Here is a 14,870-nt window from a genome sequence, read left to right as displayed (position 1 = left end):
TGAATGAGCTTAAGAGAATTCCTGAAAATTTTATTTACAGGGATTCTTTTTTTTGAGTTAATACAAATTAAGCGATAGAGGATGTTTTTTAAAAAAATATCAGGGTATAAATGTATGATAATCTATTTAAATTTGGGTGGTGTGCATATGTTATACGAAAAATTTGTGGAGTGTCTGGAAAATGATGATAAACCCAATGCGGTACGGGTTGCCCTCGACGCTCTGGAAACCGGTAAGGTGGGAATTGTCGAGCTGTACACGGAGTTGTTAATTCCGGCTCAAAACAAAATGGAATTGGAAGAGCGAAGAGAATCGGTAGCGATCTGGAAAGAACATTTTAGAACTTCGGTGGTTCGAACGGTCATTGAATATTGCTATCCCCGGGTCGTGAATGAAGGAATGCGAAACAGTTTCAAAAGTGGTCGAAAAAAAATTGTGGTTTTTTGTCCAGCAGAGGAATACCATGATATTGGGGCCCGAATGATTGCCGATTATTTTATCTTATGTGGTCATCAGGTTTATTTTTTGGGCGGTAATACACCGCCAGTAGCGCTCCTGCAGGCAATGGTGCGACTGCGACCTGAGGTTATAGCCATGGGTGTTAGTAATTATTTCAATCTGGTAGCTGCCAAACGTACCATCGAAGATGTCCGAAAAATCATGGGAAGTGAAACCGCCATTATTTTAGGCGGTGCGGCATTTAAAGATAATTTGACGGTGGTAAAAGAAATCGGTGGGAATTATTATGTCGATGGCTATGACGCTGTGGTAAGGATCTCAGAAGGGTGGGAAAATTATGAAACTGGCATTTGATATCGCCCTTCGATTTTTGAAATCCAGTAAGGGACAGACGGCACTAATTGTATTGGGCATCGCCATTGGAGTGTCGGTTCAGATATTTATTGGTTCGTTGATCACCGGCCTCCAAAAAAGCCTGGTCGACAAAACGGTGGGCAGTGCTCCTCAAATTACCGTTTCACCACAGGAAGATGGCGCTTATATTTTGGATTCTCAGGCAGAAGCGAAAACCATCAAAGCTACTAATCCTGAAGAAATAAAAAATCTGGTGGCAGTTACGCAGGGGCCAGCTATTCTAAACACAGCCGATGAGTCTGCTACGATTCTCCTCCGTGGGTTTGACTGGAAAGCAGCTCAGGGAATCTATAAAATATCAGATCGGATTGTCAAAGGGGAGCTGGCGACCAATGACAATGAAATCATAATTGGAGAGGATTTTGCAAAAAATTTGAATTTGAGCGTCGGAGATACAATTGAATTGATCACCCCCGCCAGAAAAACCGGTAAATTTCTGATCACAGGAATATTTGATTTGCAGGTAAAATCGTTAAATGAATCATGGATTTTGAGTAATGATCGTGCGGTTCAGGCATTTCTGGAAACGGGCGAAGGTGTTTCACAGATCGAAATGCAGGTAAACGATGTATTTGCTGCCGATGAAGTGGCCGGAGAGATTGAGAAACGCTTAAATGAAGACACCTTAGTGGTGACAAACTGGAAAGAAGAAAATGCTGCTTTATTATCCGGTCTTTCTGGGCAAACCGCGTCAAGTCTGATGATCCAGGTTTTTGTGATGATTTCGGTTGTTTTGGGAATCGCCAGTGTATTGGCAATCAGTGTGGTTCAAAAATCCAAGCAGATTGGGATCTTAAAGGCAATGGGAATGCATAATCCGAAAGCCAGCCTGGTTTTTTTGTTTCAAGGATTTTTGCTTGGTGTTCTGGGAGCGCTTGTGGGCGTTGGTCTGGGAATTGGCCTAAGCTGGTCTTTTGCCACCTTTGTTACCAATCCCGATGGGTCATCCCTGGTGCCCTTTTTTATTGACTGGAATTTCATTGGAATTTCAGCGGGGATTGCTGTCGCAGCTTCCACTCTGGCAGCCTTGATTCCAGCTATTCGCGTATCCAAACTTGATCCCATGGAGGTAATTAAAAATGGATAATTATGTGGTTGAAGTCAAAGGTGTAAATAAAGTTTATGGCAAAACAATTAAAACGGTGGCATTACACGAATTGAATCTGGGTTTTAAAACGGGGTCGTTTAATGCCATTATTGGCGAGTCAGGCAGTGGTAAAAGCACCCTTCTCAATATTTTGGGGACCCTGGATCGCCCGACTAAAGGAGATGTAATTATCAATGGGGTATCCACCAAAAACATGTCTAAAGGACGTTTGAGTGATTTGCGCAATGAAACCCTGGGTTTTGTTTTCCAGTTTCATTATCTGCTGCCGGAGTTTACCGCTCTGGAAAATGTGCTGATGCCCTATCGGATTGCCAATGGAAAGGCGGGTAAAAAGAGTCGGGATAGAGCCCGGGAAATACTGAATCTGGTGGGACTTGAAAAGGTGGAAAATAATCTGGCAACCAATATGTCAGGAGGTCAGCAGCAACGGACGGCCATTGCAAGAGCGCTGATGAATCAGCCGAAAATTATTCTGGCCGATGAACCCACTGGAAACCTGGATTCCCAGACAACCGACAGCATTTATCAACTTTTTCGGAAAATCAACCAGGAACTGGGAACCACCTTCATTATTATCACCCATGATCGACGGGTTGCTGAAAAAGCAGACCGCATTGTCGAAATTCTGGATGGCCGTATTTCATTGGACATTGTCAAATGATCGGAGTATTCTGGATTTGTCAGGAGTAATTGGAAGAGTGAGGATTATTAACGTGTTCATTGATTTTGTTAATTATTACTGGTAATCATGTCAGTCATCGTATAAAATAGGAAGATAGACATTTTGCGCTTAAAGTAGGGGAGAATCAATGAAGAAAATTATGATTGTTCGGCCCAATGACTTTGTGGATATTTCAATGGAAATTCCCGGAATTATGACGGACGTAAAATATTATACCGGCGATAACTTCGTGGGTGAAAGAATTGACGGTTATGAAGCACCAATCATTTTATTGACTGAAAAAGCCGTAGTCGCACTGGGGCGGGTTCAGAAACAACTGCTGGAAGAAGGATTTGGATTAAAAGTGTTTGATGGATATCGACCCAAACGGGCAGTGGATCATTTTGTTCGCTGGGGAAAAATGGAAGAGGATAATAAAACGAAAAACACTTATTACCCCCAAAAAACCCGGCAGGAAGTTTTTGAGGGTGGATTTATCGCCGCAGAATCTTCTCATACCCGGGGCAGCACCGTGGATCTGACAGTGGTCAATATTGAAACAGGGGTTGAAATTGATATGGGAGGAATTTTTGATTTCTTCTCGGAAGTCTCCTACAGCGATTATGACCATCTGACCCTGGAGCAAAGTAAAAATCGGGTTCAGCTTCGTTATCTGATGCGTTCAGAAGGATTTGAACCGATGCAGCAGGAGTGGTGGCATTTTACCTTAACTGACGAACCGTATCCTGAAACCTATTTCGACTTTCCGATTCAAGGCTGATGTTTTGAAGAATTATCAATTATGCGGTTCAAACTATTAAAGGTGCTTTATTAGCTGGAAATAGTGCATTTTATTAATGAAAACTATAAGAAATGTGATATAATAATAAAATTAGATAAAAATATGATACGATCAGGAAAGAAGAAAAAAATGAGAAAAAGAAATAAAACACTCTTGATTGGATTAGGGGTGTTATTAGTTATTTTCGCCGTTTTATTATCGCTGAACCAATTTTATATTGATTATCTTTGGTTTGTGGAGATGGGGTATACTGAGATTTTCTTTAAGGAACTGGTGACGAAAACACAAATTGGCATTCCGATCTTTATTGGTTTGGTATTGGTTTTGTTTTTTTATTTAAAGTTGCTTAACCGCATTTCAGCAAAGTACTTAGGGAGTGTTCAGAAAGCGACGAAAAAGCAAAATATCGTCGCCATTAGTGTGAGTGGTGTGGTTGCTTTTTTTCTGACCATTCTAATCTCAGACCGCTTATGGTACCAAATACTCGAATTTATTAATCAGACCCAATTTAATTTGACCGATCCTATTTTCAATCAGGATCTGGCTCTTTATTTTTTGGATTGCCATTATATCAGGAAGTTTTTGCTATTTTTATCGGTTTCTTTGCGGTCATTGTCGTCTTGACATTTTTATATACGGCCTATATTCTTTATCAGGGAAAAAAAATTGAGTTTAACCGCGAACAAGATCTTGAATCCATTAAAGTCAATGCAAAGGGGATATTCAAATCCTATCTCGAGATTGCATCGAAACAGATTGGCATTTTTTTAGGAGTGCTTTTTTTAATCCTGTCGATTGGTAGCCTGTTAGAAGCATTTCAACTGCTGTATTCAACCTCAGGAATTGTCTTTGGAGCCGGTGCGGCAGATATTGATGTCGGACTGAAGGTCATCATTATTAAAGCAGTTTTATGCCTGGTATTGGCAGTGACTTCCATTGTTGCCGGGTATCAGAAAAAATATCTTGTCATGGGGGCTGGTCCGGTTCTGTTCGCGGTGGTGGTTATTCTTGGCGGTGCGGCCCAGGGGATTTATGAATCACTGATTGTTATTCCAAATCAGTTTACAAAAGAAGAAGCGTATATTACCAATAACATTGAATATACCCAGCAGGCCTATGATTTAGCCAATGTTGAAACCCGTGAGTTTTCAGGAACGCAGGAAATAACGGCCAAAGATATTAAAGAAAACAAGATTACCATCGATAATATAACCATCAACGATCAAATACCGACCCAGGAGATGTATAATTCCCTCCAGGGAATCCGAAACTACTATCAGTTTTATGATGTCGATGTGGATCGTTATTTTGTTAATGGGGTTTATACTCAGGTATTCCTGGGTGCTCGGGAAATGAATAATACGTTACTCCCTGCAGAAGCGAAGACTTGGGTCAATCAGCATTTGAAGTATACCCACGGCTTTGGCGTGGCGGTATCTCCGGTCAACAAAACCAACAATGTTGGACAACCGGATCTGATTGTTAAAGATATTCCGCCGGTGACGGATGTCAGTGAACTGGTAATAGAGGAACCGCGGATTTATTTTGGTGAAAATGACTACGGCTATGTCGTCACCAACTGTACCACTGCCGAGTTTGATTATCCCCAGGGTGATAATAACCAGGAAGTTACCTATACCGGGACGGCGGGCATACCAATGACCTTTTTCAATAAGTTGGCATTTGCCCTCTATCATGGTTCGTCAGAATTGCTTTTGGCAAATGAAATTACGGGCGACAGTAAGATGCTGATCCACCGCAATATTTCAGAACGTGTCGCAACAATTGCGCCATTTTTAAGCTATGAACATGATCCCTATATGGTAATCTCCGAAGGCCGACTCTATTGGATCGTCGATGCCTTCACCACCAGCGATCGCTATCCCTATTCGCAACCCTATGATGGTGCTGGCAATAATTATGTCCGTAACTCTGTGAAGGTCGTTGTTGACGCTTATAATGGCGATGTGACCTTCTATAAAGTTGATGATGAACCAGTGTTGGAAACTTACAGTAAAATATTTCCGGGATTTTTGAAAGATCTATCAGAAATGCCGGAGGGCATTAAACAACACCTGCGCTATTCAAAAACGATGTTTGACATTCAATCGGATATTTACAAAACCTACCATATGTCAAACGCCAGGGTCTTCTATAACAAGGAAGATCAATGGGAAACGGCGACTCAGTTTTATGAAACCGAGAAAGCAGAGGTTCCGGTCGAATCGGCTTACACCATCATGGAGCTTCCGGATCGTCAGCCTGAATTCATGCTGACCGTTCCCTTTACACCCAAGGATAAGGATAACATGATTGCCTGGTTGGCCGGAGTATCAGACGGGCCGGGTTATGGGCAGTTGATTTTATATGAGTTCCCCAAACAACAGCTGATTTATGGCCCAATGCAAATTGAACAGCGGATCGATCAGGATACGATCATTTCGCCGCAATTAACCTTACTGGGCCAACAGGGATCCCGGGTTCTACGGGGAAATCTGATGTCGATTCCCATTGAAAATGCAATTATCTATGTGGAACCGATTTACATTCAAGCGGTTGGTGGTGAAAACAATCTGCCAGAATTAAAAAAAGTTGTGGTCTCATACCAGAATGAAATTGTTATGGCAGACTCGCTGGAGTTGGCGCTGGCCCAGGTTTTTGACATACAGGAACTGCTTAGCACCGCAATACCAACGCAAAGTACGGGTAGTACAGCAACCACAGCAGAATTAATTACCAAAGCAAATGCTTTGTTTAAAGAAGCTCAAGAAGCTCAAAAGGCTGGTAATTGGGCGGGATATGGACAAAAAATAAATGAGTTGGAACAGGTTCTGGCTCAACTTTCGCAACTTTCTGGGGCAACTCAGTAGGATAAGATCATAAGAAATTAAAAGCAGGAGGAAAAAATGCTCGATATAAAGCGCATCAGAGAAAACAAGGAAGAAGTCCAGGCAGGTCTGGACAAACGAGGTCAATATGATCTCAGTGTGATTACCACTTTGGACGAAAAGCGTCGGGAGACATTGGGCCAGGTTGAAGAAATGAAGAGCCGCCAGAATGTGGTGTCCAAACAAATTCCGATACTCAAGAAAGAAAACAAGGATTGTACCGAGATCTTCGCCGAGATGAAGGAGCTTTCCAATGCGATTAAAGATTTGGATGCAGCCGTCAAAACAATTGATGATGAAATCAAAATGCAGTTGCTGAATTTCCCCAATATTCCCAACCCGCAAGTTAAGGTTGGGAAGGATGATACCGATAATCTGGAAATCAGAAAATGGGGCGAACCCCGAACATTTGATTTTGAGATCAAAGCGCATTGGGACATTGGAGTGGATCTGGACATTCTGGATTTTGAACGGGCGGTCAAAATTACCGGTGCTCGTTTCAGTATGTTCAAAGGTGATGGGGCACGATTGCAACGAGCGCTGATTAACTTTATGCTGCACACCCACTGTGATGAGCATCATTATACTGAAATTTCCCCACCATTTATGGTAAATCGGGAAAGTATGACCGGGACTGGACAGCTGCCCAAGTTTGAAGAGGATGCTTTTCATTTGCCAAGTAAGGACTTTTTTCTGGTGCCAACCGCAGAGGTGCCGGTAACCAATATCTATCGTGATGAAATTCTGACAGAAGAAGAACTGCCCAAGTATTTTACCGCCTACACCCCTTGTTTCAGACAAGAAGCGGGATCAGCCGGTCGTGATACCCGGGGGTTAATCCGTAATCATCAGTTTGATAAGGTGGAAATGGTTAAATTTGTTCATCCAGATCGCTCCTATGAAGAACTGGAATCATTAACAAATAATGCTGAACGGATTTTGCAATTACTGGAGATCCCTTATCGGGTAGTTGAACTATGCACTGGCGATCTGGGCTTCAGCTCGGCAAAAACCTATGATATTGAAGTGTGGATGCCAAGTTATAACCGTTATGTCGAAATTAGCTCCTGTTCAAATTTTGAAGACTACCAGGCCCGGCGGGCAAACATACGCTTTAGAGATGGCGAAACCAGGAAAACCCGCTTTTTACATACCCTTAATGGTTCAGGATTGGCTGTGGGGAGAACCTTTGCCGCTATTTTAGAAAATTACCAGCAGGCTGATGGTTCGGTTATGGTTCCCGAAAAACTTGTTCATTATATGTGGGGAAAAACGGTAATTGGCAAGTAAGTAAAAGTTAATTTAGATAAAAATTAAAAAATAAATGACACTTGTGATTGAGAATAAAGATCGTGTCAGATGGAGGAAATAATGAGTATGAATGCAAAAGAGTTAGTTATCACCGAGGATGGTTTTAACAACATAAAGAAGGAATTGGAATATCTAAAAACGGTAAAGCGTCATGAAGTCGCAGACCGAATTAAAACAGCCCGAGAGTTCGGAGATTTAAGTGAAAATGCCGAATATGATGAAGCGAAAAATGAACAGGGTTTTGTAGAAGGCCGAATTTCAGAACTGGAGCACAAGCTTAAAATTGCGGTAGTCATTGACGATAAGGATATTCATACCGAAGATGTTGGTGTTGGAAGTATCGTAAAAATTAAAAATCCGTTATTGGACTTTGTCGCAGAATATAAAATTGTTGGATCAGCAGAGTCCGATCCTAAAAACAACCGTATTTCAAATGAGTCTCCGATCGGTTCGGCACTGCTGGGAGCAAAGGTTGGCGATACCGTAAAGGTTCAGATTCCTGACGGCGAAGCAGCATATCAGATTTTAGAAATACGAAGATAGAGGAGTAGACATTGACAACAGAAAACCTAAGTGAACTTCTGGAAATAAGAAGAGATAAATTAAAAAACTTACAGGATGCCGGGAAGAATCCCTTTGAACAAACCAGTTTTAATGTGAGTGCTCATGCTAAAAAAGTAGAAGCCGCATATGATGACTATGAAGAAAAAGAAGTAACCATGGCAGGACGGATCATGTCCAAACGGGGCCAGGGAAAAGTGTCTTTTTATGATCTTCAGGACTCTACCGGGAGAATTCAGTTATTTCTGAAAAAAGACGCCCTGCCAGACATTTATGACGAAATTAAAACATATGACATTGGCGACATTGTTGGTGTTAAAGGCGAAATTTTCAAAACAAAAATGGGTCAGATTTCGGTAAGGGTTTCCGAACTGACACTGCTGAGCAAATCACTACAGATTCTGCCGGAAAAATATCACGGTCTCAAAGATATGGAACTGCGTTACCGCCAGCGTTATGTGGATCTGATTGTAAATCCGGAAGTTAAGGATGTATTTCAGAAACGTTCGCTGATTATGCGAAAGATTCGAGAATTTTATGACTCCCGTGATTTCATTGAAGTGGAAACACCGGTTCTTTCCAATCTGGCTGGCGGGGCCAACGCCAGACCCTTTATTACCCACCACAATGCTCTGGATATCACGTTATATTGTCGGATTGCCCTGGAGTTGCCACTTAAACGACTAATCGTAGGCGGTTTTGATAAGGTTTATGAAATGAGTCGGGTTTTTAGAAACGAAGGCATGGATGCCACCCACAACCCGGAATTCACACTGCTGGAATCTTATGAGGCATATGCCAATTATGATGATCTCATGAAAATGATTGAAGAACTTTACAGTTTTTTGGCTAAAGAAGTTAATCAATCAGAAACTGTTATTTACGGCGATAAGGAAATCAGTTTAGCAGCACCGTTTAAACGGGCACGAATGGTTGACTTAGTTAAGGAGCACACCAATGTGGACTTTGATGTGATGACTGATGTTGAAGTGGCCCTAGCCGCTGCCAAAGAACTGCATGTGGATGTGGATGGAAAAAACAGTGTTGGTGAAATTATGGCTGAAGTCTTTGACGAATTCGTGGAAGATAAACTGATCCAACCAACCTTTGTAACCATGCATCCGGTCGAAATTTCGCCACTGGCCAAGAAAGACCCCAAAGACCCACGCTACACCGAACGATTTGAACTTTACATTAACGGCGCCGAATGTGCTAATGCATTTTCTGAACTCAATGACCCCATTGATCAGAAAGAACGGTTTATGTCCCAGGTTCAGAAGAAAACCGACGGTGACGATGAAGCGCATCCTTTTGATGCCGACTTTATTAATGCCCTGGAAGTCGGTCTGCCACCTACTGGCGGTTTAGGGATTGGAATTGATCGATTGGTTATGTTATTCACCAATCAACATAGTATCAGAGATGTTATTCTTTTCCCGACAATGAAACCCATTGACTGATCATTAAATGTAGAAGGAGCTTAAGGCTTAGTGTTTTAAGCTCCTTTATTTTGAAAAGAAGAATAAATAAAATAATAAAATATTTGATTTTTGCGTTTATATTATAAATATAAGGGTAAATAAACAAGACGTCCCAGAAAAACAGTTAATTAAGCACACTTGAAACCTGCCGATAAGCCGATAATAGCGAATTTAGGAGGTGGCGGAAGAAAGTTTTAAAAAACTTTCAAAAACCAGTTGACAGGATGGTGAAAAGAGCGTATACTAATGAAGTTGTCTCGAGTGAGGCAGCGGACACAGCTGAAACATTGAAATGAACAAAAAAGAATTTCAAAAAACAGCTTGACAATCACAAGAAACGACGATATAATAGAAAAGCTTCTTCAGTCGGAAACACTGAAAAAACGACGGAGCGGCAACGGTCATAGAAAAGAGAATAGTACCATAAAACCTGTAAAACAGCCAAAACATCCGCGAGGGTGAATGCGGCTAAATAGAAACAGAGAGATGAACTCTATAAAACATTAACTCGGTAGAGTATAAAATACGCTTTATTCAAAATGAGACAGCATTTAAAAGCTTAACGGCTTTAAATACAAACTTTTTATTGAGAGTTTGATCCTGGCTCAGGACGAACGCTGGCGGTATGCTTAACACATGCAAGTCGAACGAGACGAGATGGAATGACCCTTCGGGGGAATGAAATCTTAGAAAGTGGCGAACGGGTGAGTAACGCGTGGGTAACCTGCCCTATGGAAAGGAATAGCCTCGGGAAACTGGGAGTAATGCCTTATAATACAGTGAAGTCGCATGGCTTTGCTGTTAAACGCTCCGGTGCCATAGGATGGACCCGCGTCCCATTAGCTAGTTGGTGAGATAACAGCCCACCAAGGCGACGATGGGTAACCGGTCTGAGAGGGCGAACGGTCACACTGGAACTGAGACACGGTCCAGACTCCTACGGGAGGCAGCAGTGGGGAATATTGCGCAATGGGGGCAACCCTGACGCAGCAATACCGCGTGAGTGAAGAAGGTTTTCGGATCGTAAAGCTCTGTTATTGGGGAAGAAAAAAGACGGTACCCAAGAAGAAAGTCCCGGCTAACTACGTGCCAGCAGCCGCGGTAATACGTAGGGGACAAGCGTTGTCCGGATTTACTGGGCGTAAAGGGCACGCAGGCGGTTTTTTAAGTCAGATGTGAAAGGTACCGGCTCAACCGGTGACATGCATTTGAAACTGAAAGACTTGAGTATTGGAGAGGCAAGTGGAATTCCTAGTGTAGCGGTGAAATGCGTAGATATTAGGAGGAACACCGGTGGCGAAGGCGGCTTGCTGGACAAATACTGACGCTGAGGTGCGAAAGCGTGGGGAGCAAACAGGATTAGATACCCTGGTAGTCCACGCCGTAAACGATGAGTGCTAGGTGTTGGGGAGACTCAGTGCCGCAGCTAACGCAATAAGCACTCCGCCTGGGGAGTACGACCGCAAGGTTGAAACTCAAAGGAATTGACGGGGACCCGCACAAGCAGCGGAGCATGTGGTTTAATTCGAAGCAACGCGAAGAACCTTACCAGGTCTTGACATCCTCTGACAATCTGAGAGATCAGACTTTCCCTTCGGGGACAGAGAGACAGGTGGTGCATGGTTGTCGTCAGCTCGTGTCGTGAGATGTTGGGTTAAGTCCCGCAACGAGCGCAACCCCTGTGGTTAGTTGCCATCATTTAGTTGGGCACTCTAAGCAGACTGCCGTGGATAACACGGAGGAAGGTGGGGACGACGTCAAATCATCATGCCCCTTATGACCTGGGCTACACACGTGCTACAATGGTCTGAACAGAGGGCTGCGAAACCGCGAGGTGAAGCTAATCCCTTAAAACAGATCTCAGTTCGGATTGCAGGCTGCAACTCGCCTGCATGAAGTTGGAGTTGCTAGTAATCGCAGATCAGAATGCTGCGGTGAATGCGTTCCCGGGTCTTGTACACACCGCCCGTCACACCACGAGAGTTGGCAACACCCGAAGTCAGTGAGGCAACCGCAAGGAGCCAGCTGCCGAAGGTGGGGTCAGTAATTGGGGTGAAGTCGTAACAAGGTAGCCGTATCGGAAGGTGCGGCTGGATCACCTCCTTTCTAGGGAATACAGGAAGTCATGGTACTATTTTCTTTTGTATGACTGGTTCATACAAAAAAGCTTAAGAAGGCATCCTTGGATGCATTTTTTAGCGGGATAAATACCCAAACAGTGGTAGGCGTCCAAACGATCATTGAAAACAGCATAGTGTATAAATAAATGAAATACAATTTCAAAATGTTAACAACATTAGAAACGTAATTTTAGGATCAAGAAGAAAAGAGCACAGGGTGAATGCCTTGGCAATCAGAGCCGACGAAGGACGCGACAAGCTGCGAAAAGCTGCGTGGAGGTGCACATGACCGTTGATACGCAGATATCCGAATGGGGAAACCCGGCTGGTAGAAGACCAGTCACTGTAACGTGAATCAATAGCGTTATGGAGGGAACCCGGGGAACTGAAACATCTTAGTACCCGGAGGAAAAGAAAGAAACATCGATTCCTTGAGTAGCGGCGAGCGAAAGAGGAAGAGCCCGGATTACATCAAATTTGCTTTATTAGCTGAACGGCATGGGAAGGCCGGACGCAGAGGGTGAGATCCCCGTAAGCGAAAATAGAGTAGATGGGTAATCGACGAGTACCACGGGACACGTGAAACCCTGTGGGAAGATGGGGGGCCCACCCCCCAAGGCTAAATACTACTGATTGACCGATAGCGGAAAGTACCGTGAGGGAAAGGTGAAAAGAACCCCGGAAGGGGAGTGAAATAGAAACTGAAACCCTGTGCTTACAAGCAGCCGGAGCGCAAGTGACGGTGTGCTTTTTGTAGAACGGGCCAACGAGTTACGGTATGTAGCAAGGTTAAGTACTTCAGGTACGGAGCCGCAGGGAAACCGAGTCTGAACAGGGCGACTAGTTGCATGCTGTAGACCCGAAACCGTGTGATCTATCCATGACCAGGATGAAGCTTGGGTAAAACCAAGTGGAGGTCCGAACCAGTGTCTGTTGAAAAAGGCTTGGATGAGTTGTGGATAGGGGTGAAATTCCAATCGAACACGGAGATAGCTGGTTCTCCCCGAAATAGCTTTAGGGCTAGCGTTGTAGTTAGAGTGATGGAGGTAGAGCACTGAATCGGCTAGGGGGCGTAAAGCTTACTGAACCTTATCAAACTCCGAATGCCATACACTTATATACAGCAGTCAGACTGTGTGAGATAAGTCTCATAGTCAAAAGGGAAACAGCCCAGACCATCCGCTAAGGTCCCCAAGTCCAGATTAAGTGGGAAAGGATGTGCAACTGCACAAACAACCAGGATGTTGGCTTAGAAGCAGCCATACATTTAAAGAGTGCGTAATAGCTCACTGGTCGAGTGGTTGTGCGCCGAAGATGAACGGGGCTAAAATCTGGCACCGAAGCGATGGATTATGGTACTACCATAGTGGTAGGGGAGCAATGTCTTGAGGGCGAAGCTGTTTCGTAAGGAACGGTGGACACAAGACAAGAGAGAATGTTGGCATGAGTAGCGAAAGTGAAGTGAGAATCTTCACCATCGAAAGCCCAAGGTTTCCTGAGGAAGGTTCGTCCGCTCAGGGTAAGTCGGGGCCTAAGCCGAGGCGAGCAGCGTAGGCGATGGACAACAGGTTGAAATTCCTGTACCACCTTTAATTGTTTGAGAGATGGAGTGACACAGAAGGATAAGCGAACCCAGCGGTTGGAAAAGCTGGGCCAAGCGTCAAGGCTGATCAGGGAGGCAAATCCCCTTGATCTTAAGGCCAAGGCGTGACGGGGAACGAAAAATAAGTAGGGAAGTCGCTGATTTCACGCTGTCAAGAAAAGCTTCTATTGAGAGAGAGGGTGCCCGTACCGTAAACCGACACAGGTAGGCGAGGAGAGAATCCTAAGATGAGCGGGAGAAGTGTTGTTAAGGAACTCGGCAAAATGACTCCGTAACTTCGGGAGAAGGAGTGCCCCTTAAGGGGGGCCGCAGAGAAGAGGCTCAAGCGACTGTTTAGCAAAAACATAGGTCTCTGCTAAATCGAAAGATGATGTATAGGGGCTGACGCCTGCCCGGTGCTGGAAGGTTAAGAGGAGTGCTTAGCGCAAGCGAAGGTGCGAATTTAAGCCCCAGTAAACGGCGGCCGTAACTATAACGGTCCTAAGGTAGCGAAATTCCTTGTCAGGTAAGTTCTGACCCGCACGAAAGGCGTAACGATTTGAGCGCTGTCTCGACAACACACCCGGTGAAATTGTAGTACTCGTGAAGATGCGAGTTACCCGCGACAGGACGGAAAGACCCCGTAGAGCTTTACTGCAATCTGGCATTGAGTTTTGGTAGTACACGTACAGGATAGGTGGGAGGCAAAGAATTTGGGACGCTAGTTTCGAAGGAGCCATCCTTGGGATACCACCCTTGTACTATTGGAATTCTAACGAGTGGCCGTAATCCGGTCATCGGACAGTGTCAGACGGGCAGTTTGACTGGGGCGGTCGCCTCCTAAAAAGTATCGGAGGCGCCCAAAGTTACCCTCAGGATGGTTGGAAACCATCTTTTAGAGTGCAAAGGCAAAAGGGTGATTGACTGCGAGAGAGACATCTCGAGCAGAGACGAAAGTCGGGCTTAGTGATCCGGTGGTTCCGAGTGGAAGGGCCATCGCTCAACGGATAAAAGCTACCTCGGGGATAACAGGCTTATCTCCCCCAAGAGTCCACATCGACGGGGAGGTTTGGCACCTCGATGTCGGCTCGTCTCATCCTGGGGCTGAAGCAGGTCCCAAGGGTTGGGCTGTTCGCCCATTAAAGAGGCACGCGAGCTGGGTTCAGAACGTCGTGAGACAGTTCGGTCCCTATCCGTCGTGGGCGTCAGATATTTGAGAGGAGCTGTTCCTAGTACGAGAGGACCGGAACGGACAAACCACTGGTGCACCAGTTGTTCCGCCAGGAGCATAGCTGGGTAGCTAAGTTTGGAAGGGATAAGTGCTGAAGGCATCTAAGCACGAAGCCCCCCTCAAGATAAGATATCTCACCGAAAGGTTAAGGTCCCTGATAGACGATCAGGTAGATAGGCTGGATGTGGAAGTATGGCAACATATGGAGCTGACCAGTACTAATCGACCGAGGTCTTGATCCAAGAATTTATA

7 protein-coding genes, 2 rRNA genes and 1 pseudogene are annotated in these 14,870 nt (G+C 44.5%); all 10 read left to right on the top strand.

The window, feature by feature from the left end; translation table 11 throughout:
- The first annotated feature begins 147 nt into the window (after positions 1–147).
- The 10 genes and pseudogenes from CHL1_RS14220 to CHL1_RS14170 all read left to right on the top strand — a co-directional run bounded on the left by CHL1_RS14220 (position 148) and on the right by CHL1_RS14170 (position 14,860).
- On the top strand, positions 148–813 hold the full coding sequence (locus tag CHL1_RS14220; RefSeq protein WP_250933566.1) for a cobalamin B12-binding domain-containing protein: 666 nt from the start codon (positions 148–150) through the stop codon (positions 811–813).
- On the top strand, positions 797–1,960 hold the full coding sequence (locus CHL1_RS14215; RefSeq protein ID WP_250933564.1) for an ABC transporter permease: 1,164 nt from the start codon (positions 797–799) through the stop codon (positions 1,958–1,960). Before CHL1_RS14220 ends, CHL1_RS14215 begins: the two co-directional genes overlap by 17 nt.
- On the top strand, positions 1,953–2,642 hold the full coding sequence (locus tag CHL1_RS14210) for an ABC transporter ATP-binding protein (protein WP_250933562.1): 690 nt from the start codon (positions 1,953–1,955) through the stop codon (positions 2,640–2,642). The genes CHL1_RS14215 and CHL1_RS14210 overlap by 8 nt, the downstream gene beginning before the upstream one ends.
- Positions 2,643–2,790: 148 nt before the next feature.
- On the top strand, positions 2,791–3,423 hold the full coding sequence (locus CHL1_RS14205) for a M15 family metallopeptidase (protein WP_084633809.1): 633 nt from the start codon (positions 2,791–2,793) through the stop codon (positions 3,421–3,423).
- A gap of 123 nt (positions 3,424–3,546) precedes the next feature.
- Positions 3,547–6,314 (top strand): annotated as a pseudogene (locus CHL1_RS14195) (UPF0182 family membrane protein).
- Between the two features lie 36 nt (positions 6,315–6,350).
- A complete protein-coding gene (gene serS, locus CHL1_RS14190) occupies positions 6,351–7,622 on the top strand; it encodes a serine--tRNA ligase (protein WP_070372685.1) in 1,272 nt (423 codons plus the stop codon).
- Between the two features lie 81 nt (positions 7,623–7,703).
- Entirely contained in the window at positions 7,704–8,186 is a 483-nt protein-coding gene (gene greA, locus CHL1_RS14185) for a transcription elongation factor GreA (RefSeq protein WP_070372684.1), read from the top strand.
- 11 nt (positions 8,187–8,197) lie between these two features.
- Positions 8,198–9,664 (top strand): lysine--tRNA ligase, encoded by a 1,467-nt coding sequence (lysS, locus tag CHL1_RS14180; RefSeq protein WP_250933556.1) that lies wholly within the window; start codon positions 8,198–8,200, stop codon positions 9,662–9,664.
- 603 nt (positions 9,665–10,267) lie between these two features.
- A 16S ribosomal RNA gene (locus CHL1_RS14175) occupies positions 10,268–11,791 on the top strand.
- A gap of 208 nt (positions 11,792–11,999) precedes the next feature.
- Positions 12,000–14,860, top strand: a 23S ribosomal RNA gene (locus CHL1_RS14170).
- The 16S and 23S rRNA genes sit together here, the layout of an rRNA operon.
- Positions 14,861–14,870 lie beyond the last annotated feature (10 nt).

Source organism: Acetobacterium wieringae (assembly GCF_023700225.1).
GTDB lineage: Bacteria > Bacillota > Clostridia > Eubacteriales > Eubacteriaceae > Acetobacterium > Acetobacterium wieringae.
Note: the sequence above shows the minus strand (reverse complement) of the source record. Positions and strands in the feature narration are given on the sequence as shown.

Coding starts and splice junctions, on each gene's coding strand:
- CHL1_RS14220 (WP_250933566.1), top strand. CDS start 148: ATGTTATACGAAAAATTTGTGGAGTGTCTGGAAAATGATGATAAACCC.
- CHL1_RS14215 (WP_250933564.1), top strand. CDS start 797: ATGAAACTGGCATTTGATATCGCCCTTCGATTTTTGAAATCCAGTAAG.
- CHL1_RS14210 (WP_250933562.1), top strand. CDS start 1,953: ATGGATAATTATGTGGTTGAAGTCAAAGGTGTAAATAAAGTTTATGGC.
- CHL1_RS14205 (WP_084633809.1), top strand. CDS start 2,791: ATGAAGAAAATTATGATTGTTCGGCCCAATGACTTTGTGGATATTTCA.
- serS (WP_070372685.1), top strand. CDS start 6,351: ATGCTCGATATAAAGCGCATCAGAGAAAACAAGGAAGAAGTCCAGGCA.
- greA (WP_070372684.1), top strand. CDS start 7,704: ATGAGTATGAATGCAAAAGAGTTAGTTATCACCGAGGATGGTTTTAAC.